This window comes from Jiangella rhizosphaerae (genome assembly GCF_003579925.1).
GTDB classification, from domain to species: Bacteria; Actinomycetota; Actinomycetes; order Jiangellales; family Jiangellaceae; genus Jiangella; species Jiangella rhizosphaerae.
Genome location: NZ_QUAL01000184.1, coordinates 54,345 through 77,305, shown reverse-complemented (window position 1 = coordinate 77,305; position 22,961 = coordinate 54,345). Strand labels below are relative to the sequence as shown.

The window sequence follows — 22,961 nt, the reverse complement described above, 5'->3', positions numbered from 1 at the left end:
GCGCCCGACGAGGGCGCCGGCCGCGTTCTCGCGTGCATGGGCGTACAGAGATGTGATCGACATACGCGCATCACGTGGCAGGCCCTGACGGCTCATGGTCACGATCCGGTCACGACTCAGAGCCTGCTCTTGCCGGTATCTCAGCACGGCTGAATGATGAGTCGATCGAAATATGAGCTATTTACGATCACCCATCGAACCGACCGTGTCCGGCGATCCGTGGAGGTTCCGTCCATGCGCGTAGGGCTGGGTCTCATCGTGCCGGCCGAGGCACGTTCCCTGTTCCGCCGCGCCCTCGAGGGTCTCGACGGGGTGCGCGTTCGATGGGGCGTCTACAACGACGAGGCGTCGATCCGGTCCACCGTCGAACAGGTGCTGCCCGACTGCGACGCGCTGTGCTTCGCCGGTCCGCTGTCGCTCGAGCGGGCTCTGCCCGTGATCCCCGAGGACATGCCGTACGCCGACGTGGTCCCGACCCCGCTGGACATCTCGCTGAGCTTCCTGCGCGCCCGTGCCCTCGGCATGGAGCTCACCCCGGCGAGCATCGACAGCGTGCCCGAGCACCTGGTCGTCGACCTGCTCGCCGAGCTGGGCCTGGCCCGCGACTCCGTGGCGGTGCTGCCGTTCGACGGCCGGACCGGCCCCGAGGAGATCGCCGAGTTCCATCGGCGGCAGCAGTCGGCCATCGGGGCGCGCTACGCCCTGACCGCTCGCAACAGCGTGTTCCACCTGCTCGACGGCACGCTCGGCGCGCCCGTCGTCCGCGTGCTCTCCACCGCGTCGACGATCACCGCGACGGTCCGCGAGTTGAGCCTGCGAGCGGTGTCGATCCGCAAGGAGGATCTGCACCTGTCGGCGGCGATCTTCCGTGCGGAGCCGTCGCCCGATGACGCGGTCCCCGATGCCGCCGAGCGCATCGCGGCGGTGCTGCAATCGACGATGGGCTGGAAGGACGCCTGGATCGACGTCAGATCCGGCACCGAGGTGCTCGTCCTGGGGCACAAGAAGCTGATGCGCGACATGACCCATCAGTGGCGGTCCCTCGACCTCCTCGACCAGCTCGGCGACGTCGTGCGGGGCCGGGTCGTCGCGGGGTTCGGGCTGGGGGAGTCGACCCGCAGCTGCGTCCACTACGCGACGCTGGCAGCGGAGCGGGCCCACCACGCCGGCGTCTCGTGCGCGTTCCTGCTCACGGAGCAGGGCGTGGTGCTCGGCCCGCTGCTCGACACGGGCGAGCGGCCGACTCGGTACCGGTTCAAGTCCGACGACGCCGCGCTCGAGCGTCTCAGCCGGCAGACCGGACTGGGGGTGGCGACGCTCACCCAGCTCATCGAGCTCGACCGCCGGCTCGACGGCGCCAGCATCTCCGCGGAGGACCTGGGCACCAGCCTGAACCTGACCGCGACCAGCGGACGGCGGATCCTGCGCGCGCTGCGCCAGGACGGCCTGGCGGCCGCCGTCGGGTCGTCCCAGCCGTCCACGCGCGGGCGGCCGAAGCATCTCTACCGACTCCGCTTCAGCGAGTTCCTCCGCGACGAGACCAGCTCGCGGCACGACTCCGCCGACATCGGCGACGAGAGGACAGGCACATGACACGCGTCACGAGGAAGACCGTCGCCCTGCTCGCCGCCGCCACCGCGGCGACGCTGACCGTGGGCGGCTGCTCGGCGACGAGCGGCGGCACCGAGCCGGACGGCGGTGAGTCGGCCGGGCCCGGGGACGGCGAGATCGAGTTCTGGACGATCAACCTCAAGGAGGGCTACCAGGCCTACATCGAGGGGTTGATCGACACCTACGAGGCAGATCACGAGGGCGTGACGGTCACCTGGGTCGACGTCAGCGACTACCAGCAGACCCAGACGCGCCTGATCAGCGCCCTGACCAGCGGCGACATCCCCGACGTGGTGAACGTGACGCCGTTCATCCTGCCGCTGCTCGCCGACAACGGCACCGTGCTGCCGATCGGCGAGATCACCGACGACGTCGAGGACATCGCCGCGGAGTACACCGAAGGGTTCTGGGACGCCGGGGTGATCGATGGCGAGCCGTACGCCGTTCCCTACTACGGGAGCGGCAGCGCGCTCCTGTACAACAAGGGCATCTTCGAGGCGGCCGGGCTCGACCCGGACCAGCCGCCGACCACCTGGGCCGAGGTCTTCGAGTACGCCCGCCGGATTCACGAACGCACCGGCCTCGCCGGCTTCGTCCACACGCTCGACGACTTCAACGACGCCGGCAACACCGCGGACATCCTGGCCAGCCAGGCGGGGGTGCCGCTGCTGGACGAGGACGGCACGGCCGCGGCGTTCAACACGCCCGAGGCGGTCGAGCACGTCCAGAACTACGTCGACGGCGTGGCGGCGGGCTGGATCAGCGGCACCAGCGTCAACGGCACGACCCTTGACGGCGCGCGCGAGTTCGCGCAGGGCCAGGTCGCGATGATGTTCAACGGTCCGTGGCTGTTGCGCTGGATCGAGGCGAACGCCTCCGCGGAGGTGGTCGAGCAGATCGGCCTCGCGCCCCACCCGGAGAGCCCGACCGGCTACGCGAACGCGTTCCTCCAGCAGTTCGCCATCCCGGCCGGCTCGGACGACCCGGCCCTCGCGCTGGACTTCGCGCGCTACGTCAGCGGCACGGTGATCGAGCTGGCCGCCGAGGCGCCCGTCCTGCCGACGCTGAAGGCGGACGTCGAGGACCCGGCCTACCTGGAGCTCTTCGGGGCCGACGTCCTCACCTCGCAGCCGATCCGGTTCTTCTGGCCCAAGCACCCCGACGTCGCGAAGCTGCTGGAGAGCCTGCGCCAGAACCTCCAGGCGGCGCTGCTGGGCGAGGTCGGGGTGGCCGAGGCCCTCGACGCCGCCGCGACGGAGTGGAACGGCCTGCTCGCCGACTGACGCCGGTCCGGATCGACTGAGGGGAAGGAGCAGCGTGCTCCAGACACGCCCGGTGTCAGAGCCCACCCAGCCCGCGGTGCGCCCACGACGCACCTCACGCGGAGCGGGCGGATGGGCGGCGATCTTCGTCCTGCCGGTGGCCGTGCTGGTCGGCGTGTTCGTGATGTATCCGATCGTCGACACCGTCGGCATCAGCCTGACCGACTACAACGGCCTGCAGCCGGGGAACTACGTCGGCCTGCGCAACTACGGCGCCCTCCTGGACGACCCGACCTTCGCGACGGCGATCGTGAACTCCGCCGTCATCGCCGCTGCGGTGACGGTGGCGCTCACCTGCATCCCGCTGCCGCTCGCGTACTGGATCCACCGGCGGATCCCGTTCCGGCGGTTCTTCCGCGCGGCGCTCTACCTGCCGGTGGTGGTGCCGATCATCGTGTCGTCGGTGGCGTGGAAGGTCATCCTCGACGACCACGGGATCCTCAACTACCTCCTGCAGTGGTCCGGTGTCCGCGACACGCCCGTGGGCTGGCTGACCGACCCGGCCTGGGCGAAGTGGTCGGTGATCGTGGTGATCGTCTGGCGGTCGCTCGGGGTCTACCTGCTGATCTACCTGGCGTACATCCTCACCGTCCCCGACGAGCTCTTCGAGGCGGCCGCGGTCGACGGCGCGAGCGGCGTGCGCACCTTCTTCTCCGTGGTCGTTCCGCTGATGCGCCCGGCGATCCTGCTGTGCACGATCGTCTCGCTGGCCAACTCGCTGAAGGCGTTCGACGAGGTCTACGTGCTCACCAGCGGCGGACCGTTGAACGCCAGCAAGAACGTGGCGTACCTGATCTGGGAGACCGCGTTCGAGAACCTCGAGTTCGGCGCGGCGAGCGCGATGGCCGTCGTCCTGCTCCTGGCGGTGGCGGTCGTCGTCGGCGCCGTGCTCCTGCTCGCTCGACGGAGGTCCGTGTGAGCTCGCCGTTCACCCGTTCGGGCCGCCTGACCGTGGTCGGCGTGCTCACGCTCGTCATCGTCGCGATGCTCTTCCCGTTGCTGTGGCTGGTCTCGATCAGCCTGGAGGCCGACGGCGACGTGTTCGCGGTGCCGCCCCAGATCCTCCCGCAGCCGCCGACGCTGGCGAACTTCGAGTACGTGTGGGGATCCAGCGGCGTGCCGGGGTACTTCGCGAACAGCATGATCGTCGCCGTCGGAACCGTGACGGCCAACGTGGGCTGCGCGACCCTCGCCGGGTATGCCTTGGCGCGGCTGCGTTTCCGCGGCCGGGACGCCGTCTTCGCCGCGGTGCTCGCCACGATGCTGATCCCGTTCCCGTCGATCATGCTCTCGCTGTTCGTGGTGAGCAAGAACGCGGGCATGTACGGCAGCCTCGTCGGGGTCATCGTGCCGCTCGCCGCGGCCTTCGCCTGGCTGACGGTGTACATCATGAAGGAGGCGTTCGCGGCGCTGCCGGTCGAGCTGGAGGAGGCGGCCTTCCTCGACGGGTGCGGGCACGGGCACACCTTCGTGCGCGTGATGCTGCCCTTGGTGAAGGCGCCGATGGCGACGTCGGCGATCCTGGTGTTCACGCTGACCTGGAGCGAGTTCCTCTGGCCGCTCCTCATCCTGCGCGATCCCGGTGACTTCACGATCTCGATCGGCCTGCAGTACTTCATGTCGATGCTGACCGGGAACTGGCACAACATCGCGGCGGTGGCGGTGCTCGCCTCGGTGCCCACCGTCGGCGTGTTCCTCCTGCTCCAGAGGTACTTCTTCAGCGGCACGCTGACCGGCGCGACGAAGGGCTGACCGATGCGGATCACTCATCTCACGGCGACCCCGTACCGCGTCCCGCGGCGCTCCGTCATGACCAGCGCGCTGGGGGAGCAGCACTGGTCGGAGTACGGGCTGGTGCGGCTCGGCCTCGAGGACGGCACTGAGGGGATCGGAGAGATCTCCCTCATCTGGCACGGCGACGGCGCCCGCCTGTGCACCCTGGTCGACGACCTCGTCGCGCCGGTCGTGGTGGGCGCCGACGTCTTCGAGTACACCCGGATCGTCGGGGCGGTCCGGCGGGCGTTCGAGTTCGGCCGGCACTCGCAGACGGCCGTCGCCGCGGTCGAGATGGCGGTGCTCGACGCGCAGGGCAAGCTCCTCGGGCGGCCGGTGGTCGACCTGCTCGGCGGCAGGTCGCTCGACCGTGTGCGGCTGTCCATGTCGCTGTCCATCGCCGCTGCGCGGGAGTGCGTGCGGGAGGCGGCGGGCTACGTCGACGCCGGGTTCACCGCGGTGAAGGTGAAGGCGCATCGCGACGCCGACCACCTGGTCGCGACGGTCGCGGCGCTGCGGAAGGAGTTCGGCGACGACCTGGGCATCCGCGTCGACCTGAACATGGCGTGCGTCACGGCGAAGGAGGCGGTGCGCACCATCCGCCGGCTCGAAGGGTACGACGTGCTCTCGGTCGAGCAGCCGCTGCATCCGGACGACCACGACGGACTGGCGCTGGTGCGCGAACGGACCGACGCCCCGGTCATGGTCGACGAGAGCGTGTGGACGCCCGAGGACGCGCGCGCCGTGCTCGCGCGGGGAGCGGCGGACTTCATCAACGTGTACGTGGCGGAGTCCGGCGGCATCCGGCCGGCGCGGCTCATCGCCGAGATGGCGGCGCTGCACCATGTCGGCATCGCCATCGGCAGCATGCCGGAGACCGGGGCGGGCACGTCGGCGGCCGCGCACCTGGCCTTCTCGCTGCCGCGGCTGGAGCATCCGAGCGACGTCGCCGGCTGGCTGTACCACGCCGACGACGTGGTCTCCACCGACCTCGAGATCGCCGACGGCCATCTTCTGCCCCCGACCCGGCCCGGGCTCGGGATCGATGTCGACGAGGAGCGCCTTGAACGTCATGCCATCTGAAGCGGACCCCCTGGACCCGGCGGGAGGTGAAGGCCCGGTCGCCGGCCCGGGGGTGTCGTTCCTGGACTGCGGCGTCCACATCGGGCGGCGGTCCGGCGCACAGTGGACCGCCAACCGGCTGCTGACCGCGGCCGGCCTGCTGGCGGAGCTGGACCGGGTCGGGATCGACGCGGCCGTGGTCCACCACACCCTCGCCCGCGAGTACTCGCCGCGGATCGGCAACGAGTTGCTGGCCGACGAGCTGCCGGGGGACGACCGCCTGCTCCCGGCGTGGCTGCTCCTTCCGCATCACACCGGCGAGTTCCCGCGGCCGGAGGAGGTCGTGGCCCGGATGCGCGAGGCCGGAGTCGTCATGGGCCGGCTCCACCCGTCCACCGACGCCGCGGCGCACCGGTTCCTGCTGGCCGAATGGGTGGTCGGGCCCCTGCTCGACGAGCTCGAGCGGTCGGGCATTCCGGTGGCGCTCGACTTTCACCTGTTCCGGCGCGCCGAACCACCGTGGGCGGTCCTGCACGAGGTGCTGCGCCATCACCCCGGACTGAAGGTCATCCTCATGGAGGTCCAGGGCCGGAACAACCGCACCTTGTACCCGTTGCTGGAGCGGCACGACAACCTCTACGTGCAGTCCGCCGGGTTCAACGTGCACCGCGGGATCGAGGACTTCGTCGCGCGGTTCGGAGCCGAGCGCATGGTCTTCGGGTCCGGCTACCCCGAGCGGAGCATGGGTGCGGCCCGGTTCCACCTGGAGACCGCCGACATCTCCGCCGCCGACAAGCAGCGCATCGCGGCCGGCAACCTCCGGGCGCTACTGCCGCGGGCGAACGACGTGGCGGAGGTGGCGCACCATGCATGACGCCCACCCGGCGAGGCACCGTCCGGCCAGGATCGTCGACGCGCACGTCCATCTCGGTCACTTCCGGAACTTCCACATCCCGCAGAACGACGTCGACGGCGTCGTCGCGGCGATGGACGCCATGGGGATCGACGTCGCCGTCGTGTCGGCGCACGCGGCGATCTCCTCCGACGTGGTCTACGGCAACGACCTCGTCCTCGAGGCGATGGCACGCCGTCCCGACCGCATCGTCGGCTACTGCGTCGTCAACCCGAACTACCCCGACAGCGTGACCGGCGAGCTCGAACGGTGCTTCGAGCATCCCGGCTTCCGTGGCGTCAAGGTGCACCCCGAGCTCCACGGCGACCACCCGCTGGACTCCCGCGCGTACCGCCCGATGTGGGAGTTCGCCGCCGAGCGCGGGCTGCCCGTGTTGTCGCACAGCTACTTCGGCGGCGACAGTCTCGACGTGTTCGGACAGCTCGCCGAGAGGTATCCGACGGCGCAGGTGATCCTCGGTCACGCCGGGCAGGACTTCCCCATGGACGACGTCGTGGCTCTGGTCGAGAACCACGACAACGTCTGGCTGGACCTGTGCGGAGCACTGTCCAACGACGGGGCGGTGGACGCGTTGACCGGCGCGCTGGGCTCGACGCGCATCCTCTTCGGCAGCGACCTTCCGTTCGTGAACGGGGCCCTGCAGCTCGGAACGCTGCTCTACTCCCGGCTCACCGCCGAGCAGGTCGCCGACATCGCCTACCGCAACGCCGAGCGGCTCTTCCGGGTGGCGCGCCGATGAGGACCCTTCTCGAGGACTACGCCAGTGGCGAGCTGCGCCGGCTGGTCGGCACCGCGACGCTGGTGGTTCCGCTCGGTGCGACGGAACAGCACGGACCCCACATGTCGCTGGCCACTGACGCGATCCTGGCCGAGTACGTGTCGCGGGCCGCCGCGGAGCAGGCCAGCACGCCGGAACGGCCGGTGCTCGTCGCTCCGGCGCTGAACGTCGGGGCGTCCGACCACCACCTCCCGCACCCGGGCACGCTCTCCGTGCGCGGACGGACCTACCTGGCGCTGCTCGTCGACGTCGTGGAATCCGCCGTCCGCGGCGGATTCCGGCGCGTGATCCTCCTCAACGGCCACGGCGGCAACGAGGACCTCGCCCGGCAGGCCGCGCGCGAGGTGACGCTGGAGCATCCGGTGATCGTCGCCGCGACCGGCTACTGGACCGTCGCCTGGGAGCGACTCGCCCGCCTCGGCGCCGACCACGGCCTCGGCCCGGTGCCGGGGCACGCCGGCGCGTTCGAGGCGTCACTGCTCATGCACGCCCGCCCGGGCGGAGTCGACCTCGCCGCGACCCGCCGCGTCGAGGCCGGGCCGTCCGCACCCACCCACCCCCTCGCCGCGCCCTGGGTCGAGACGCACGGGTGGGTCGCGGCGATCGACGGCTACAGCGACGGCGCGCACCGGGCCGACCCCGCCGTCGGCGCGGAGGCGCTGCGTGTCGTCGTCGCCGAGGCCGCCGCGTTCTTCCGCGACGTCGCCGCCCGGACCCCGCCGGCACACGTGCCGGGCTCGGGACGGCGGAGCCGGCCCGGTGCGGAGGAGACGGAATGACCGGGGACTACTTCGCCACCAGGACGGCGCTGGTCACCGGCGGCGCCCGCGGCATCGGACGCGCGATCGTCCGCCGGCTGCTCGCCGAGGGGGCGCGCGTCGCGACCTGTGACGTCCGGGAGCGGGACCTGGAGCTGCTGCAGGCGGCGGCCGGCGACACACCGGGCCGGCTCGCCTGTTTCACCGCCGACGTCCGCGACACCGAGCAGGTCGTCGCGGCGCTCGACCGCATCGGATGGCCGGTCGACATCCTCGTCAACAACGCCGCGCTGGCTCCGCGCATCCCGAGCCTCGAGCTGTCCCCGGCGCAGTTCGACCTCGTCCTCGACGTCAACGTCGCTAGTGCGTTCCGGCTCGCGCGCGCGATGGTCGAACGTGCGCGCGGCGCGGAGCTGAGCATCGTCAACGTCGCGTCGGTCAACGCGCTCACCGGGCAACCGGAGATGGCGCACTACAACGCGTCGAAGGCCGCGCTGCTCTCGCTCACCCGGACCCTCGCGGTCGAATGGGCCTGCCTGGGCGTCCGGGTGAACGCCGTCTGCCCGGGCTCGACCTGGACCGACGCCTGGGAGGAGGGCGGCTGGGACGCGGAGACGAAGGAGCGCCTCGCCGCGAAGAACCCGCTGCGGCGCTTCGCCCGGCCGGAGGAGATCGCCGGCCCGGTCGTGTTCCTCGCCGGGCCGGACGCGACCTTCGTCACCGGCCACGGGCTCGTCGTCGACGGCGGCCTGACATTGGCGGTGTGAGCGGCGCGACGCTAGCTCGCGCCGAACACCGTCGACGTGAAGGACGGGTTCGCGACCAGGAGCCCGCCGTCGAGGACGACGGAGGAGCCGGTCATCCATGCGGCGTCGGCGGAGGCCAGGAACGCGACCACACCGGCGACGTCGTCGGGCCGGCCCACGCGGCCCAGCGGGAAACAGGCGCGGAGCTTCTCGAACACCTCCGGGTCGCGCTCGACGCGTTCCCGCCAGGCCGGGGTGGCGACCGTGCCCAGCACCAGGGCGTTCGCGCGGATGCCGTCGCGGCCGTGGCGCGCGGCCACCGACCGCACCAGTGCCTCCAGCCCTGCCTTGGCCGCCGAGTAGGCCGGGTTCCCGAAGTCGGCGTGCGCGTTGACGGAGGAGATCGCGACGATCGCGCCGCCGCCCCGCGCACGCATCGCGCGCACGGCGGCACCGAAGAGGCCGACGTTCGCGGTCAGGTTGACGTCGATGTCGTCCCGCCAGAGATCGTCGTCACCATCGAGGTCGGCGTCGGTCGCCTTGCCGGCGTTGGCCACGAGGACGTCGACGCCTCCGTGCTCCTGGACCGCGGTGTCGATCAGGTGCCGCCCGGCGCCGTGGTCGCGGAGGTCGAGCGGCACCCGGGTCACCCGGGCGGTGTCATCGGCCTGGGCGAACCGCAGGTCCGACGCCACGACGGTGGCGCCCTCGTCCAGCAGGCGAGCCGTGATCGCCGAGCCGATGTGACCGGCCGCCCCGGTCACCACGGCCACCGTGTTCGCCAGCCGCATGGCGCCACCTCCGTGATGCGCGCTCACAGCACCCCGTAGGTCCGGAACGCCTCGACCGCCGACATGCCGTTCTCGATCGCCGTGCGCACGACGTTCTCCGTTGCCGCCTTCTCCAGCGCCCGCTCGATCACCTCGGCCTCGATGCCGCCCGGGACGACCACGACGCCGTCGACGTCGCCGACCACGAGGTCGCCAGGCTCGATCCACACGCCGCCGATCTCGATCGGCACGCGGTAGTCGATCGTCGTCAGCCGGACGGCGGAGTCCTGGGTGTACGCACCGCGGCTGAACACGGGCCAGCGCTGGTCCAGGACCTTCGCCGTGTCGCGGTGGTATCCGTCGACGACGGCGCCGGCCGCGCCCCGGGTCCGCGCGGCGGCCGTGAGGAGCTCGCCCCAGTAGGCGCACCTCGACGTGCCACCGCCCGCCACGTACACCTCGTCGGGCGCGAGCTGATCGAGCGATTCGGTCAAGCGGCCGAACGGCGTGCGCTGCGGCCCGTGGACGTCGGCGTTCAGGACCGGCATCGCCCGGCCGGCGAGCTTCAGGTGCGGTGCCAGCGGCCGCAGCCGGGGAGGGAGGACCTGGTGGACCCGTCCCAGCGCGTCGAGGACGTCGCCGATGACCGCGGTGCCGAGCCGCTCCCGGACCGCCGAGACCACACTGTCGTCCGTCGCCGCAGAGCTCACTGACCAATCCTCCCATTTATCCTACAAATGGGAGGGTAATGAGCGGCTGAGATATCGTCAAGACGACGATCAGCGAGCTGTGGAACCGGAGGTGCGCCGTCGTGGCCGAACGGCTCAGCAAGTCCGTCGCCGACGACCTGCTGGCTCGCATCGCCCGGGCGGAGTACGGGCCCGGCGACACCCTGCCCTCCGAGCAGCAGCTGGGAGCGATGTACGGCGTCGGCCGCAACACCGTCCGCGAAGCGATGCAGACGCTGCGCGTCCTCGGCCTCGTGGAGGTGCGCCCGCGCCTGGGGGCTCGCATCGTCGACTCCGGGGCCCGAAGCGCCCTGGCCACCGCGGCGATCTCGCACCTGCTGCGCGGCGAGACCATCGACCACCTCTACGACGTCCGGCTGATCCTGGAGCCGGCGGCGGCCGAACGGGCGGCCGGGCACCGCACCGACGAGGACCTGCTGGCGATCAAACGCGCACTGGCGCATTTCCGGGCGGCGTTCGAGCTGGGCGTCAACGTCTGGGAGGCCGACATCGAGTTCCACCAGGCGGTCGCCGAAGCGAGTGGCAATCCCGTCCTGGCTCGCCTGCTCGCACCGATGTCGGACCTCCTCGGCAAGGCCCGGGAGGCCACCGGCGCGATCCCCGAGGCCGTCGAGCGAGCGCTGGGCGAGCACGAGGAGATCGCCGCGGCCATCGAGGACCGCTCACCGCGTCGCGCGCGTGACGCGATGGAGGGCCACATCCGCTCCGCCGTCTGGGCGCTCGAGCAGGCCCGCGAGCGCGACCGGCTCGCGTCCGACGCCGTACGGGCGCGCCCCGGCGCCGCACCGGGCGCGCAGACGTAGGGCGCGCGGGCAGCCGCGGCCGCCCCGTCAGCACTTGACGGGTTCGGGCGCGCTTGCAATCATCCCATAAATCCCATGATAGGAGCACCGGTGGCGACGAAGATCCGTTTCAGCACCGACCAGGCACCCGCACCGGCCGGCGCGTACTCGCAGGCCATCGGCACCGAGACGCTGGTGTGGACGGCGGGAATCGGCCCGCAGGACCCGGAGACGGGGGAGATCGTCGGCACGGATGTCGCCGAGCAGACCGAGCAGGTCCTGAGGAACCTGGAAGCGATCCTGGCCGCGGCGGGCTGCGGCTTCGCCGACGTCGTCAAGACCACCGCTCACCTCGCGCACCTCGAGCGGGACTTCCACGCCTACGACGCCGTGTACCGGCGCGCGTTCAGCGAGCCGCTGCCGGTGCGCACCACCGTGGGCTCGCAGCTCTACGGCATCCTCGTCGAGATCGACGTCGTCGCGGTCCGGCCGCAGTGACGCTTCCGCCGCCGGAGCACGCGCTCGTGACGGGGGCGCATCCGACCGCCGGTCAGACCGCGTCGACGAGCCGATAGGTCTGCCGCGGCCGGCCGGGCGTCACGACGTCGGCCGGCGGCGGCACCGGCCAGGCCAGTCCGACCCGTGCGAGGTCCTGCAGGACCCGCCGTGCGGTCCGCGGGCTCACGCCCAGCACCTGTGCCGCGGACTCGGCGTCGACGATGGTGACCCCGGCACCCGCAGCCGGCAGGCCGCCGCGCAGCGCATGGAAGGTGTCCAGGTGCTTGGCCTCGACGAGCTTCGGACCGGCGTCCTCGCCCTCGTCGGCCAGCGACAGGGTCGACCCGTCGCCGAACTTGACGACGGCGCGCGTGCTGCCGTGCGACTCGGAGACGGCCTGTTCGGCGCGTCGCTCGGCGGCCGCGGCGGTCTCGCCGATGCCGAACCCGACGAGGGGAGCGACACCGGTCCGCTGCTGGATCAGCCCGACGAAGTCGGCCCGGCTGAACTGGTGGGTGAGGCGTCCGAGCGAGGCCACGGTGGCCAGGAGCATGATGCTGCGGTCGTCGCGCGGGAGCACGCTGATGCCGGCGCGCTCCGCCTCCGGCCGCAGCGCCGTGACGATCTCGAGGCGCAGCTGCTGCAACCTCCAGGGCTGGCGCGACTCGCCGGACGAGCCCTTCGGGAGGTCGGGCACCTCGACGACGCCCACGGCGACGCCGGCCGACTCCAGCAGGCTGCCCGCGCCGAGGAACGCCGCCGCGCGCAGCGACGTCCGCAGCGCGGAACGGGTCGCCCGGATGCGGACGACGGGCACCCCCCGGCTCATGAGGTGGTCGGTGACGTCACCGACGGTGGTGAGGGCTCCGGTCGTCCGGCCGGCGGTGTAGAGCCGCTCGTGGAACGCGGCGAAGCCGGCCGCGCTGTCGACCGCGTCGTACGGCATGGCATGGACCTGCCGCTGGGAGAGCTGGCACTCCTGATAGGCCTCGGCCACGGCGTCGGCGCCCAGCGAGTCGATGCTGACGCGCTCGACGTCGATCACGCCCTCGCGCATCGCGCGGATCATCGCGCCGTAGAGCGAGGACCCCGTGAGTTCCACGTGGGTGGCCGGCCGGGTCAGGACGCCCTCGGCGAGGGCGATGTCATGCGGGAGCGGGCCCGCGAACAGCAGCGCGTCCACTCGGTCGACCATGCCGCGCACCCGATCGGCGATCTGGGACTGCTTGCTGTAACTGGCCGCGACCACGCTGATCGCCGGCACGTCGCGGCCGATCATCGCCTGCCCGACGTCGACGATGCGCTGCACCGCGTCGGAGGGGCCGACGACGCCGACGCGGACCGCGCCCGAGCGGCGGGGCGCGGTCACGCCGATCCGCCCGGGAGCGAACCGGCCCGCGCGAAACGCGGATTATGCCCGACCACAACGCTCATGCCCGCGACTCTAGCGACCATACGGCCGTCAGAGCGCCCGCAATGCGTCCGCGGCCGCGGCCACCGTCTCGGTCACGTCCTCCTCCGTATGGGCGGTCGACAGGAACCAGAGGCCGCGCGGGACGATGTTGACGCCGCGGTCCATCAGCAACCCGTGCAGCCGTGCCGCCGCCGCCAGGTCGGTGCGGGCGAAGTCCCGGTAGTCCCGCACGTCGCCGGCGTCGGTGACGTAGGTCTGGATCATCGGCCCAGGACCGGTGACCAGCAGCGGGACACCCGCCTCCCGGGCCGCCTCGCGCAGGCCCTCGGCGAGCAGCGCGCCCAGGTGGAACACCCGTGGGTAGATCACGTCCCGGTCGCGTTCGAGCACCTCGAGGGTCGCCCGGGCCGCGGCGACCGCCACCGGGTGGGAGTTGAAGGTGCCGGCGTGCGCGACCTGCCCCGATGAGATGCGATCCATCACGTCGGCCCGTCCGGCGAACGCCGAGAGCTGCATGCCGCCGGCGATCGCCTTCCCGAAGACGGCGAGGTCCGGTGTGACGCCCAGATACTCCTGCGCCCCGCCGAGGGACAGCCGGAAACCGGTGATCACCTCGTCGAAGACCAGGAGCGCCCCCGTCCGGCGGCACAGGTCGTGAACCGCCTCGAGGTAGCCCTCGGCCGGCATGATCACGCCGGTGTTGCACAGCACGGGCTCCATGATGACGGCAGCGACGTCGTCCCCGTGCCGCTCCATCAGCTCGGTCAGGGCGTCGAGGTCGTTCCACGGGGCGAGGAGCAGGTCGCCGGCCGAGCTGAGCTGCTGCCCGCCGGTGCCCGGGACCGGGCGGGGCTGCCGGGCCGGGCCCGCCGCGTCGACCGGCGGGTGGACGCTGTACAGCACCGGGTCGAGCCAGCCGTGGTAGTGCCCTTCGAACTTCACCACCTTGCTGCGTCCGGTGTGCCCGCGGGCCAGCCGCAGCGCCCCGTGGACCGCCTCGGACCCCACCGAGTTGAACCGCACCTTCTCGGCGCCGGGCACCACCCGCACCAGTGTCTCCGCCAGTTCGACCTCGTCGCGGTGCTGGGCGGAGTAGCTCACGCCCCGCCGGACCTGCGCCGCGACCGCGTCGGCGACCGGGCCGGCCGCATGGCCGAGCAGGGCGGGTCCCTGGCCGAGGACGTAGTCGATGTACCGCTTGCCGTCGACGTCGTAGAGGTGCGCGCCCTCGGCGCGGTCGACGAAGAGGGTTCCGTTCGGCAGGCGCCGGGCGTCGCTCGACACGCCGCCGGCGAGCACGCGCGCGGCGCGCTCCCGGAGCACCGCTGCCTCGCCCGGGGACCGGCTCACCACTGGCATCACCACGTCACGTCCTCCGATGGGTCTCGTCGCCTCCGCAGCGTGGCCCACACCACCGCAGGCGGGGGAGGTGGTCAACAGATCGAGCAAGTCGGCGTACCCGGTCGCAACAACTGGTCCTACCGGGCCGCCGCGGACGCGGACAGACTTGCTCGGCGAGAGGCACCCACCACGGACGGGAGACAGACACGTGCGACTCGCGCGCATCCGCAGGACACCCGAGGGGCCGGTCGAGCTCGCCGCGGCGCTCGACGACCAGACCCTGATCTCGCTACGCGACGTCGATGCCGGCGCCGATCCGGTGGCGGCACTGGACCGGCTCGGCGCCGACGGGCTGGCCGACGAGACCGCACGACGCGCCGAGAGCGCCGACCGGCTGACGGCGAGCGACGTGATCTTCCAGACGCCCGTCGCCTCGTGTTCCAAGGTGTGCTGCCTGGCCCTGAACTACCGATCCCACGCCGAGGAGAGCAGCCTCGACGTGCCCCCCGTCCCGGTGCTCTTCTTCAAGCCGCCGAGCGCGCTGATCGGGCACGGCGCGCCGGTGCGCCCGCCGCGGCGCACCCGCCACGTCGAGCACGAGGTCGAGCTCGCGGTCGTCATCGGCCGTCGCTGCCGCGACGTCCCCGAGGAGGACTGGGCCGACGTCGTGGCCGGCTACACCATCGTCAACGACATGACGGCTCGCGACCTGCAGCTGGAGAGCATGCGGCGCCAGGAGCCGTGGGACCACTCGAAGGCGTTCGACACGTTCGCTCCGCTCGGGCCGTTCCTGGTGACACCGGACGAGGTGCCCGACCCGCACGCGCTGAGCATGACCCTGACCGTCGACGGCGAGGTCCGCCAGCGCGCCCACACCGGCGACATGGTCCATCCCATCCCGAAGCTGATCGCGGACCTCACCGACGGGATGACGCTGCTGCCCGGGGACGTCATCGCCACGGGCACGACGGCGGGCATCGCGCCGGTCCGGGACGGCGACGTCATGCATGCGCACATCGACGGCCTCGGGACGCTCGTGAGCCCGGTGCAGTGGGCTAATTAAGACCTTCCGTAATACTGATTTTGTCGCGTACAATTCAACGATGATCGGTTGCGTCGTCGCGTTGTGCGTCGATCTCGACGATTACCTGGTGCAGGCGCAACGCCGCGGCCGGGACTGGGCCGAGCATGCCCGCGCCGAGGCGGAGCGCGTCGTCACCACCGCCTGCGCCGACCACGGTGCCGGCAGCGTCGGAGCGGTGCCGCCCGACTCCTGGCTGGTCACCCTCTCGGGCCCGGCGCCCGACGGTCTGCGGGACGACGCCTGGGAGCTGGCGACGCGGATCCGGGGCCGGATCGCCGGCTCGACGTCGGCGACGGCCTCGGTGGCCGTCAGCTCGGTGGCCGACGGCCGCGGAGCCGCCGCGCGGGCGGCGCGGCAGGCCCGCGAGACGCTCGCGGGCAAGGTGCTCGGCGGCGGTGGGCAGATCCTCACGGCGCGCACCGGCGACGTGCCGCTCGAACCGCCGGACATCACCCGCGCCATCGTGGGGCTGGTGCGCCGCGGCGACACCGCGCGGGCGGTCGTCCGGGTGGAGATGTGGGTGGACACGCTGCTGCGCCACGGCGCCTCACCTCGCGACGTCTTCGCCCGTTGTCTGCCCGGGCTGGTCATGGACGTCGCGGCCGCCGTCGACCCGTCCCGCGCCGAGGACGGGTCGCCGCGGTGGCGCAGCACGCTCGGCCTGGTCTCGCTGGCCGACCTGGTCGCGCTCAGCGAACTGCACGAGCGCAGCCAGGTCCACGAGTGGCTGGTGAACCGGTTCGGTGCGTTGTCGCGTCTCGCCGGGCCGGCCGACCGCCCGGGCCTGGCGGGCCGGGCCCACGACCTGCTGCGGCGGCGGTTCACCGACGACCGGCTCACCCTCGCCCGGGCGGCCGCCGAGCTCGGGGTCAGCCCGTTCCATCTGGCGCACACGCTGCGACAGGACTCCGGCACGACGTTCCGGCGACTCCTCACCGGGCTGCGCGTGCGGAAGGCGCTCGGACTGCTCGGCGGCGGCGAGCTGCCGGTCGCCGAGGTCGGCCGTCGCTGCGGCTTCGCGACGACCCGGCAGTTCCGGGCCACGATGCTGCGCGAGGTCGGCCTGAGCCCGAGCGAGCTACGCGCTCGCGGCCGCGCCGGGCTGCTCGGCCAGGGCGGGGACGAGGCCGGCGATGGTGCCGCCGAGCACCTGCGTCAGATCGGCGTCGGCCAGCCCCGCGAAGATCACGCGGCCCAGTGACGTACGCATGTCGATGAACGGGAAGTCCGAGCCGTAGATCACGCGGCCGGCGCCGACCTCGTCGACCATCCGCGCCAGCAGCGCGCCGTGGCCGCGCGACCCGCAGATCTCCAGGAAGACGTTGGGGTGGTCCTGCGCCAGCGCGATGACGCGGTCGATGCCCTCGCGCAGCACCCCGGCGTGGCCGGCGATGATCCGGACGCCGGGGCGCCGTTCGGCGACCCGCGCGACGTGGCCGAGGTCGTCGTACTCGCTGCCGAGCCAGGTGTGCGTCAGCACCGGCTGGCCGGTCTCCTCGGCGTAGTCCCACACCGGGTCGTACCGCGGTGCGTCCAGCGCGTAGTGGTGCAGGTCGGGGTGGATCTTGATCCCGGCGAAACGGTGGTCGCCGTGCCACCGCTCCAGCTCGGCGACGGGGTCACGCCACGGGTTCACGACGGCGTAGCCGAGCAGCCGGCCCGGGTGCCGCCGGATCATGGCCGCGGTCGCGTCGTTGCCGCTGGCCGCGTCCAGCTGGATGGCGAGGTTGCTGGAGACCAGCGCGGTCCGCACGCCGCACCGGTCCATGACGGCGACCATGCCCTCCGGCGAGCTGCGGGGGATGTAGAACAGCGAGTAGGGCCCGGCGTGCGCGTGCGCGTCGACGATGCGGACCGCGGTCTGCGGGCGTCGCTCGCGCAACGCGCGGGTGAGCTCTTCCGCTCGACGGTTCATCGGGGCTCCTCGGGGAGTAGCGCATCCAGGTTGCCGGCCGCGACCTGCGCGATCGCTTCGTCGTCCAGGTCGGACCACAGCAGCCGCGTGACGGCCTCGGCCGGGTCTCGCAGGGGTGCCCCGGTGCCGAACACGACCCGGTGGGCCCCGAACGTCGCGCACACCCATTCGAACCCTTCGTGGGTGGACAGATCCGACAGGTCCAGCCGGGCGTTGACGTGCCGGTCGAGCAGGCCGGCGGCCGGGCGCATGGCTCGGTAGCCGGTCGCGCACACGACGACCACGAGATCCGGGTGGGCGAACAGCAGCCGGTCGACGGCCGCCCACGACGTGGAGTCGATGTCGACGAGCAGCGGCAGCCCGGCCTCCGCGAGGGCGTCGGCCTGCGGGGCGAAGTCCGGGCCGTCGAGCGCGAACCCGTGGTCGCCGGGGAAGACCCGGATCGCCCCGACGCCGGCGCGCAGCGCCTGCTCGGCGAACTCCTTCGCCGGCGGCATCTCCGCGCACGTGCTGGGGACGCCGACCCAGCACGGCCGCAGCCGCGGCCGGCCGGCGAGCGCACTCACCACCAGGGCGTTGCCGGTCGCGGGGTCGTGTCGCCAGGCGGCGGTGTGGCAGACGAGGCTCCGCTCGATGCCGAAGCGGTCCATCCGCCGCTCCAGGGCGTCGGCGTCCAGGTCGCCGGGCAGCCCCCAGGGCGTGGGCCCGATCATGCAGTTGGCGTCGTACAGCCGCAGCCGCGGATGGGGCGCCGTCATGCGGGCCACTGAGCAGACGCGAGCAACCGGCCCGAGGGGGTGCGCCGTTCCCAGCTGCCGTCGGCGAGCCGGTCGACGACCTGGCCGTTCCCGACGATCCAGCCCTCGCCGGTGCGCCGCAGCGACCACGGCGGCTCGCCGGCCTCCCGGCCCGGCGCGAGCAGCACGTCGAAGCTGCCGGTGGCGGAGCGCAGCCGCAGGGCGGTCAGCTCCTGGTACCGCGCCGCCCCGTCACCGGGCACCTGTCCGGGTCCCTCCTCGACGGCCACCTCGTCGGGTGGATCGGCGGGCACGACGGACAGACACGGCGCTCCGTCGGTGCGGAAGCTCCCGGCCTCCGGCAGCCACGGCCGTGGTGCGAGGATCGACCAGGTGGCGGGTGCCTCGCCGTCGACGCGGTCCGAGACCAGCCAGTAGCAGGGCTCGGCCGCCACGAAGAGGACGCGCCTCGTGACCCGCAAGGGATACCCGTCGTGGTGGGCCACCACCAGCTGGACCGGCCCGGCGAGGACGGCCGCGTCGACGGCGGCGTCGCGCTGCTCGGACATCACGTGCCCGTCGAGGGTCAGCGTGTTGTGGGACCGCGGGCTCCGGTACCAGTCCTGGTACCGGGGGTCGTCATAGGTCGGCGGTCCGCCCGCCTCCACCGCCAGCGGAGCGCCCCACGCCGACAGGACGAAGTCGGTGACCGCCAGGTGACTGTGGGACTCCAGCTCGTGGGCGACGTACGGCCCGGCGTTGAGTGCCAAGTACGCCGCCGACGGCCCGTCCCCGCGCAGCACGACGTATCCGCTGTCGGCCAGGTGCGCACTCCGTCCGGCGGGCTCGTCCACGCCGCTGCCCGGCAGGATGCCGGCGCCTCGTGCGAGCGCCTCCCCGGGCCAGACGGTGCCGCTGTCCTGCCAGGGCGGCACCCATCCCGCCGGCGTGGCCATCTCGGCCAGCCAGCGATGTGCGGCGTGGAACGTCGGATGGGCGGCGATGTCCAGACCGTGGTCGCGGCGCGCGACCACGGCCGCCCGCTGCAGCGCCTCCAGGCACAACGCGTGGTAGCCGGGGGATCGCTCGAGGTGGCCGCCGTCGGCGTAGAAGTCGCGGTCGAGGTGCTCCACCAGCCTGGCCCGTCCGGTCTCCACCCACAGCGGCGCCTCCGGCGCCTCGTGGAGCAGGCCGGCCACGTGCAGCAGCTCCCCGGCGCAGACCAGCTGCCAGTTGCCCGGGCGGAAGGCGTCGTGCTCCTCGGCCGCCCAGCGCGCGCCGCCGAGCAGCGTCGCCAGCACGGCCGCCATGGTGTCGTCGGGCATCGCGTCGCTCTCGGCGAACGCCGCCACGGCCGGCACCAGCAGCGTGGCCCGCGCCCACACGCCGAGGGAGTACCAGACGACGTCGAGCCCGGGCCAGTCGCCGACGACGTGGTCCCGGCTGGCGTACCAGTCGTCGAAGTGGCGCGCGAACGCGGCGGCGTACCGGTCGTCGCCGGTCGCCAGGTGGGCCGTGATCAGGGGACGCATCCAGCCGAGGTAGTGCAGTCCGTACAGGCCCGAGCGCGCCGCCTGTGGCGAGAGGAAGTCGGTTCGCCGGGTCAGCAGGGCATCGGCGGCGGAGATCTCCTCGGCGAGGGCGGCCGCGTCGAGGTCCTCGAGCCGCCGCCGCGGATCCCAGACCGGCGGGTGCGCCGCCGCCCGCCGGGCGAGCCGGCGGCGTACGTCGTCGATGGCGGCGCCGTCGGCGCCGAGCCCGGCCAGCAGATGCGGCCGGGAGATGTGCCGCATGCGGGCGGTGTCGACGTGGTGCGGCCGTTCGACCGGTGTGGCTCGCATCGTCACCCCTCCGCCCCCGCGACACGCACCGGCGCACCGGTCCGCAGCGACTCGTGCGCGGCCGCCAGCACGGCGGTGACGTGGCGGGAGCTCTCGAGGGTGACCAGCGGCGCCGCGCCGGTCCGGACGCAGTCGATGAAGTGCCGGATCGCGTCGTGGTAGGCGCCGGACGGCCGGCCGTGCAGCGTGCGGAGCAGGACGTTGCGCGGATGCCGGTACGCCGTGTGGTCGGCGACGGTGATGTTCTCGGCCAGCCGGTCGAGCTGGACGACCCCGTTCTCGTACACCACCTCGACGAAGCTGTCGGTCATCGTGGGGAACGTGTCGGGGTAGATCCAGCACGACTCGAACGTCGCCACGGCACCGCCGGCGAAGCGGCACTGGATCTGGACCGCGTCGGGGGTGTCGATGCCGCGGGCGCGCAGGACGCCGCTGCGCGACGAGGCGACCACCTCGGCCACGTCGTCGTCGAACAGCCAGGTGACCAGGTCGATGTCATGACTGGAGAGGAACCATGCGCACGTGGTGTTCTCCGCCCAGCTCAGCATCTGGGTGGGCACGTGCAGGGTGTCGTTCTTGCGCGCGTACGCGAGCACCGGGGCGCCGAGATCGGCGGCCAGCTCCTTGGCCTGCGCGTACGCGGGCACCCAGCGGTGGTTGAACAGGCACATGCCGAGCGTGCCGGCGTGGCGGACGGCCTTCAGCGCCCGCTCGGCGTCGTCGATGCGGGTGGCGAACGGCTTCTCCACCAGGACGTGGACGCCGGCGGCGGCCGCGGCGACGACCGCGTCCGCGTGCTGGTCGTCCGGCGTGGCGACGATGAGGGCATCGACGACGCCGGCCGCGAGCAGGTCGTCCAGCCGGTCGAAGACCTCGGGGCGGTCCCGGCCGGTGGCGCGCAGGTCGTCGGCGAGGCCGTCGGCGCCCGGCCGGCTGCGGTTGGCGAGAGCGGTGACGGTGACGTCGACGTGGGAGACGGCGGCGATCGCCGCGGCCCGTCCCATCAGTCCGGTCCCGACGACGCCGAGCCGCACGTGGTGCGCTTGCTGCATGCTCATCAGCCCTTCATTGATCCCTGCATGCCCTCGATGAACTGGCGCTGCATCGCGAGGAAGACGATGACGACCGGGGCCAGCGCGATCAGCGCGCCGGCGGCCACCGTCCTGGCGTCCGCCCCCAGGGTGCTGTCCAGGTAGGCCAGGCCCAGGGCGATCGGGTACTTGTCCGAGTCCTTGAGGACCACCAACGGCCACACGAAGTTGTTCCACACCGACACGAAGCCGAAGATCCCGAGGACCGCGAGGGTCGGCCGCACCTGCGGCAGCATGACGCTCCAGAAGATCCTGAACTCGTTGGCCCCGTCGACCCGCGCGCTGTCGGGCAGCTCCGCCGGGATCGCGGCGAACGCCTGCCGGAGGAGGAACACGCCGCTCGCGGACAGCCCGCTCGGCAGGATCACGCCCAGGAAGGTGTCGGTGAGACCGAGCTCGGAGACCACGAGGAACCTCGGGATCAACATGACCTCGGGCGACAGGAACAGGATCGAGAGGATGAGGTAGAAGCACAGCTGGCGGCCGCGGAACGCATAGCGGGCGAGTGGATATGCCGTCAGCGCGGAGACCGTCATGTACAGCGGCACGGTGGCGACGACGTAGATGAGCGAGTTGAGCAGGTAGCGGCCGAACGGGATGGCGTGCCACGCCTCGACCAGGTGGTCGACGGCCGGCGGCCACGGCAGGAGGCTGGGCGGGAAGCTGAACACCTGCTGGTCCGACGGCTTCAAGGCGGTCGTGAAGAGGATGAGGAACGGGCCGACGAACAGCAGCGCCACCGCGGCCATCGCGACGTAGCGCACCGGGATCGCCCACGAGCGGGGCCTCATGCGGCGTCACCCCGCGACAGACGGTGGCTGACGGCGGCGAAGGTCAGCAGGAGCGCCCACAGGATCAACCCGACCGCGCTCGCGTAGCCGAAGTTGAACCGCTGGAACGCCTCGGACCAGATGTAGAAGCCGAGCGTGCTGCTCCCGCCCTGCGGGCCGCCCCCGGTCAGGACGTAGATCGAGGCGAACGCCTGCATGGAGAAGACACCACCGAGCACGAGGCACACCGCGAAGTACGGGCGGATCAGCGGCATCGTGATGCTCGTCAGCTGCCGCCACCATCCGGCGCCGTCGAGGGCGGCCGCGGCGTACAGATCCTGGGGGATGGCCTGCAGGCCGGCCAGGTAGATCACCATGAAGTACCCGAGCCCGTGCCAGACCTCGACGGCGACGACCGCCGGCAACGCCCAGGTGGAATCGAGGAGGAACTGGATCGGCTCGTCGACCACGCCGAGCTCGAGCAGCGCCCAGTTCAACCCGCCACGCGGATGGAAGACGTAGCTCCAGGCGATGGCGATCGCCACCATCGGCGTGACGACCGGCAGGTAGTACAGCAGCCGGAACGTCGAGACCGCGCGGATCTTCGCGTTGACCAGGACGGCGAGCAGCAGGGGCAGGAAGACGACGAGCGGCAGGTACATGAGCAGGAACAGGGCGGAGTTCCTGAGCGCCTGCCAGAAGTCCGGGCTGGTGAAGGCGGTCGCGAAGTTGTCCAGTCCGATGAACTCCGGCGGGGACACGACGTCGTAGCGGTAGAAGGCCAACTGGATCGCCGTGAACGCCGGCCAGGCGAAGAAGACGCCGAGGAACGCCAAGCCCGGGATGAGGAAGGCGTAGGGGATCCACCGTGCCTGACCTACCGCGTTACCACGGGCCGGTCCTCGGCGGGCGGGGCCGTCGCTGGGCGCGGGGACCGGCGACGTCGCCGTTGGCGCGGCCGAGGCGATGGTCGTCATTCGGAGCCTCCGTGGGGGTTGACATCTGC

Annotated in this window: 22 protein-coding genes and 1 pseudogene; 13 read left to right on the top strand and 10 right to left on the bottom strand. The window is 72.2% G+C overall.

Annotation, left to right across the window (positions count from 1 at the left end; all coding sequences use genetic code 11):
- Positions 1-234: 234 nt before the first annotated feature.
- From DY240_RS20305 to DY240_RS20265, 9 genes are read left to right on the top strand one after another with little or no spacing between them, the layout of a single operon-like run.
- Positions 235-1,593 carry a helix-turn-helix domain-containing protein gene (locus tag DY240_RS20305; protein WP_119661666.1) on the top strand — a complete coding sequence of 453 codons (1,359 nt, stop codon included), beginning with the start codon at positions 235-237 and terminating at the stop codon, positions 1,591-1,593.
- Positions 1,590-2,894 carry an extracellular solute-binding protein gene (locus tag DY240_RS20300; RefSeq protein ID WP_119661665.1) on the top strand — a complete coding sequence of 435 codons (1,305 nt, stop codon included), beginning with the start codon at positions 1,590-1,592 and terminating at the stop codon, positions 2,892-2,894. Before DY240_RS20305 ends, DY240_RS20300 begins: the two co-directional genes overlap by 4 nt.
- A gap of 34 nt (positions 2,895-2,928) precedes the next feature.
- Positions 2,929-3,852 carry a carbohydrate ABC transporter permease gene (locus DY240_RS20295; RefSeq protein WP_147375414.1) on the top strand — a complete coding sequence of 308 codons (924 nt, stop codon included), beginning with the start codon at positions 2,929-2,931 and terminating at the stop codon, positions 3,850-3,852.
- The gene (locus DY240_RS20290) at positions 3,849-4,685 is read left to right on the top strand and encodes a carbohydrate ABC transporter permease (protein WP_119661663.1); all 837 of its coding nucleotides are present in this window, start codon (positions 3,849-3,851) and stop codon (positions 4,683-4,685) included. The genes DY240_RS20295 and DY240_RS20290 overlap by 4 nt, the downstream gene beginning before the upstream one ends.
- Before the next feature lie 3 nt (positions 4,686-4,688).
- Positions 4,689-5,789 carry a mandelate racemase/muconate lactonizing enzyme family protein gene (locus tag DY240_RS20285; RefSeq protein WP_119661662.1) on the top strand — a complete coding sequence of 367 codons (1,101 nt, stop codon included), beginning with the start codon at positions 4,689-4,691 and terminating at the stop codon, positions 5,787-5,789.
- On the top strand, positions 5,779-6,642 hold the full coding sequence (locus DY240_RS20280) for an amidohydrolase family protein (protein ID WP_158602916.1): 864 nt from the start codon (positions 5,779-5,781) through the stop codon (positions 6,640-6,642). Before DY240_RS20285 ends, DY240_RS20280 begins: the two co-directional genes overlap by 11 nt.
- The gene (locus DY240_RS20275; protein ID WP_119661660.1) at positions 6,635-7,420 is read left to right on the top strand and encodes an amidohydrolase family protein; all 786 of its coding nucleotides are present in this window, start codon (positions 6,635-6,637) and stop codon (positions 7,418-7,420) included. The genes DY240_RS20280 and DY240_RS20275 overlap by 8 nt, the downstream gene beginning before the upstream one ends.
- Positions 7,417-8,238, top strand: coding sequence for a creatininase family protein (locus DY240_RS20270; protein WP_119661659.1), 822 nt, complete (start codon positions 7,417-7,419; stop codon positions 8,236-8,238). Before DY240_RS20275 ends, DY240_RS20270 begins: the two co-directional genes overlap by 4 nt.
- Entirely contained in the window at positions 8,235-8,984 is a 750-nt protein-coding gene (locus tag DY240_RS20265) for an SDR family NAD(P)-dependent oxidoreductase (protein ID WP_119661658.1), read from the top strand. Before DY240_RS20270 ends, DY240_RS20265 begins: the two co-directional genes overlap by 4 nt.
- 11 nt (positions 8,985-8,995) lie before the next feature.
- Here DY240_RS20265 and DY240_RS20260 read toward each other — a convergent pair whose 3' ends face one another.
- Positions 8,996-9,754, bottom strand: a complete 759-nt coding sequence (locus DY240_RS20260) for an SDR family NAD(P)-dependent oxidoreductase (RefSeq protein WP_119661657.1) — start codon at positions 9,752-9,754, stop codon at positions 8,996-8,998.
- Positions 9,755-9,777: 23 nt separating this feature from the next.
- Positions 9,778-10,443, bottom strand: a complete 666-nt coding sequence (locus DY240_RS20255) for an RraA family protein (protein WP_119661656.1) — start codon at positions 10,441-10,443, stop codon at positions 9,778-9,780.
- A gap of 101 nt (positions 10,444-10,544) precedes the next feature.
- On the opposite strand from DY240_RS20255, the gene DY240_RS20250 reads away from it, so the two are divergent.
- Together DY240_RS20250 and DY240_RS20245 are read left to right on the top strand one after the other, a co-directional pair.
- On the top strand, positions 10,545-11,285 hold the full coding sequence (locus DY240_RS20250) for a FadR/GntR family transcriptional regulator (protein ID WP_119661655.1): 741 nt from the start codon (positions 10,545-10,547) through the stop codon (positions 11,283-11,285).
- 75 nt (positions 11,286-11,360) lie between these two features.
- Positions 11,361-11,762 carry a Rid family hydrolase gene (locus tag DY240_RS20245; RefSeq protein WP_119661654.1) on the top strand — a complete coding sequence of 134 codons (402 nt, stop codon included), beginning with the start codon at positions 11,361-11,363 and terminating at the stop codon, positions 11,760-11,762.
- 52 nt (positions 11,763-11,814) lie between these two features.
- Here the strand turns inward: DY240_RS20245 and DY240_RS20240 are convergent, their stop codons facing one another.
- Together DY240_RS20240 and DY240_RS20235 are read right to left on the bottom strand one after the other, a co-directional pair.
- The gene (locus tag DY240_RS20240) at positions 11,815-13,131 is read right to left on the bottom strand and encodes a helix-turn-helix domain-containing protein (protein ID WP_119661653.1); all 1,317 of its coding nucleotides are present in this window, start codon (positions 13,129-13,131) and stop codon (positions 11,815-11,817) included.
- A gap of 93 nt (positions 13,132-13,224) precedes the next feature.
- A complete protein-coding gene (locus DY240_RS20235) occupies positions 13,225-14,535 on the bottom strand; it encodes an aspartate aminotransferase family protein (protein WP_119661671.1) in 1,311 nt (436 codons plus the stop codon).
- Between the two features lie 190 nt (positions 14,536-14,725).
- On the opposite strand from DY240_RS20235, the gene DY240_RS20230 reads away from it, so the two are divergent.
- Together DY240_RS20230 and DY240_RS20225 are read left to right on the top strand one after the other, a co-directional pair.
- Positions 14,726-15,580: a fumarylacetoacetate hydrolase family protein gene (locus DY240_RS20230; protein ID WP_199701845.1), complete on the top strand. Its 855-nt coding sequence runs from the start codon at positions 14,726-14,728 to the stop codon at positions 15,578-15,580.
- A 40-nt stretch (positions 15,581-15,620) separates the two neighbouring features.
- Positions 15,621-16,631, top strand: a pseudogene (locus DY240_RS20225) (helix-turn-helix domain-containing protein); the annotation flags it as partial.
- Positions 16,632-16,679: 48 nt separating this feature from the next.
- On the opposite strand, the gene DY240_RS33425 reads toward DY240_RS20225, so the two are convergent.
- The 6 genes from DY240_RS33425 to DY240_RS20195 are packed head-to-tail and all read right to left on the bottom strand — an operon-like array spanning position 16,680 to position 22,932.
- Positions 16,680-17,516, bottom strand: coding sequence for an amidohydrolase family protein (locus DY240_RS33425; protein ID WP_119661651.1), 837 nt, complete (start codon positions 17,514-17,516; stop codon positions 16,680-16,682).
- Complete coding sequence (locus tag DY240_RS20215; protein ID WP_147375413.1) at positions 17,513-18,274, bottom strand: amidohydrolase family protein; 762 nt, start codon at positions 18,272-18,274, stop codon at positions 17,513-17,515. The genes DY240_RS33425 and DY240_RS20215 overlap by 4 nt, the downstream gene beginning before the upstream one ends.
- Positions 18,271-20,094 (bottom strand): heparinase II/III domain-containing protein, encoded by a 1,824-nt coding sequence (locus DY240_RS20210; RefSeq protein WP_119661649.1) that lies wholly within the window; start codon positions 20,092-20,094, stop codon positions 18,271-18,273. The genes DY240_RS20215 and DY240_RS20210 overlap by 4 nt, the downstream gene beginning before the upstream one ends.
- A 2-nt stretch (positions 20,095-20,096) precedes the next feature.
- Positions 20,097-21,152 (bottom strand): Gfo/Idh/MocA family protein, encoded by a 1,056-nt coding sequence (locus tag DY240_RS20205; RefSeq protein WP_199701843.1) that lies wholly within the window; start codon positions 21,150-21,152, stop codon positions 20,097-20,099.
- Positions 21,152-21,976 carry a carbohydrate ABC transporter permease gene (locus tag DY240_RS20200; protein WP_119661648.1) on the bottom strand — a complete coding sequence of 275 codons (825 nt, stop codon included), beginning with the start codon at positions 21,974-21,976 and terminating at the stop codon, positions 21,152-21,154. Before DY240_RS20200 ends, DY240_RS20205 begins: the two co-directional genes overlap by 1 nt.
- Positions 21,973-22,932, bottom strand: a complete 960-nt coding sequence (locus DY240_RS20195; RefSeq protein WP_119661647.1) for a carbohydrate ABC transporter permease — start codon at positions 22,930-22,932, stop codon at positions 21,973-21,975. The genes DY240_RS20200 and DY240_RS20195 overlap by 4 nt, the downstream gene beginning before the upstream one ends.
- Between the last annotated feature and the right edge of the window lie 29 nt (positions 22,933-22,961).

Coding starts and splice junctions, on each gene's coding strand:
- DY240_RS20195 (WP_119661647.1), bottom strand. CDS start 22,932: ATGACGACCATCGCCTCGGCCGCGCCAACGGCGACGTCGCCGGTCCCC.
- DY240_RS20265 (WP_119661658.1), top strand. CDS start 8,235: ATGACCGGGGACTACTTCGCCACCAGGACGGCGCTGGTCACCGGCGGC.
- DY240_RS33425 (WP_119661651.1), bottom strand. CDS start 17,516: ATGAACCGTCGAGCGGAAGAGCTCACCCGCGCGTTGCGCGAGCGACGC.
- DY240_RS20285 (WP_119661662.1), top strand. CDS start 4,689: ATGCGGATCACTCATCTCACGGCGACCCCGTACCGCGTCCCGCGGCGC.
- DY240_RS20235 (WP_119661671.1), bottom strand. CDS start 14,535: ATGCCAGTGGTGAGCCGGTCCCCGGGCGAGGCAGCGGTGCTCCGGGAG.
- DY240_RS20275 (WP_119661660.1), top strand. CDS start 6,635: ATGCATGACGCCCACCCGGCGAGGCACCGTCCGGCCAGGATCGTCGAC.
- DY240_RS20280 (WP_158602916.1), top strand. CDS start 5,779: ATGCCATCTGAAGCGGACCCCCTGGACCCGGCGGGAGGTGAAGGCCCG.
- DY240_RS20300 (WP_119661665.1), top strand. CDS start 1,590: ATGACACGCGTCACGAGGAAGACCGTCGCCCTGCTCGCCGCCGCCACC.
- DY240_RS20205 (WP_199701843.1), bottom strand. CDS start 21,152: ATGAGCATGCAGCAAGCGCACCACGTGCGGCTCGGCGTCGTCGGGACC.
- DY240_RS20260 (WP_119661657.1), bottom strand. CDS start 9,754: ATGCGGCTGGCGAACACGGTGGCCGTGGTGACCGGGGCGGCCGGTCAC.
- DY240_RS20200 (WP_119661648.1), bottom strand. CDS start 21,976: ATGAGGCCCCGCTCGTGGGCGATCCCGGTGCGCTACGTCGCGATGGCC.
- DY240_RS20210 (WP_119661649.1), bottom strand. CDS start 20,094: ATGCGAGCCACACCGGTCGAACGGCCGCACCACGTCGACACCGCCCGC.
- DY240_RS20270 (WP_119661659.1), top strand. CDS start 7,417: ATGAGGACCCTTCTCGAGGACTACGCCAGTGGCGAGCTGCGCCGGCTG.
- DY240_RS20215 (WP_147375413.1), bottom strand. CDS start 18,274: ATGACGGCGCCCCATCCGCGGCTGCGGCTGTACGACGCCAACTGCATG.
- DY240_RS20245 (WP_119661654.1), top strand. CDS start 11,361: ATGATAGGAGCACCGGTGGCGACGAAGATCCGTTTCAGCACCGACCAG.
- DY240_RS20305 (WP_119661666.1), top strand. CDS start 235: ATGCGCGTAGGGCTGGGTCTCATCGTGCCGGCCGAGGCACGTTCCCTG.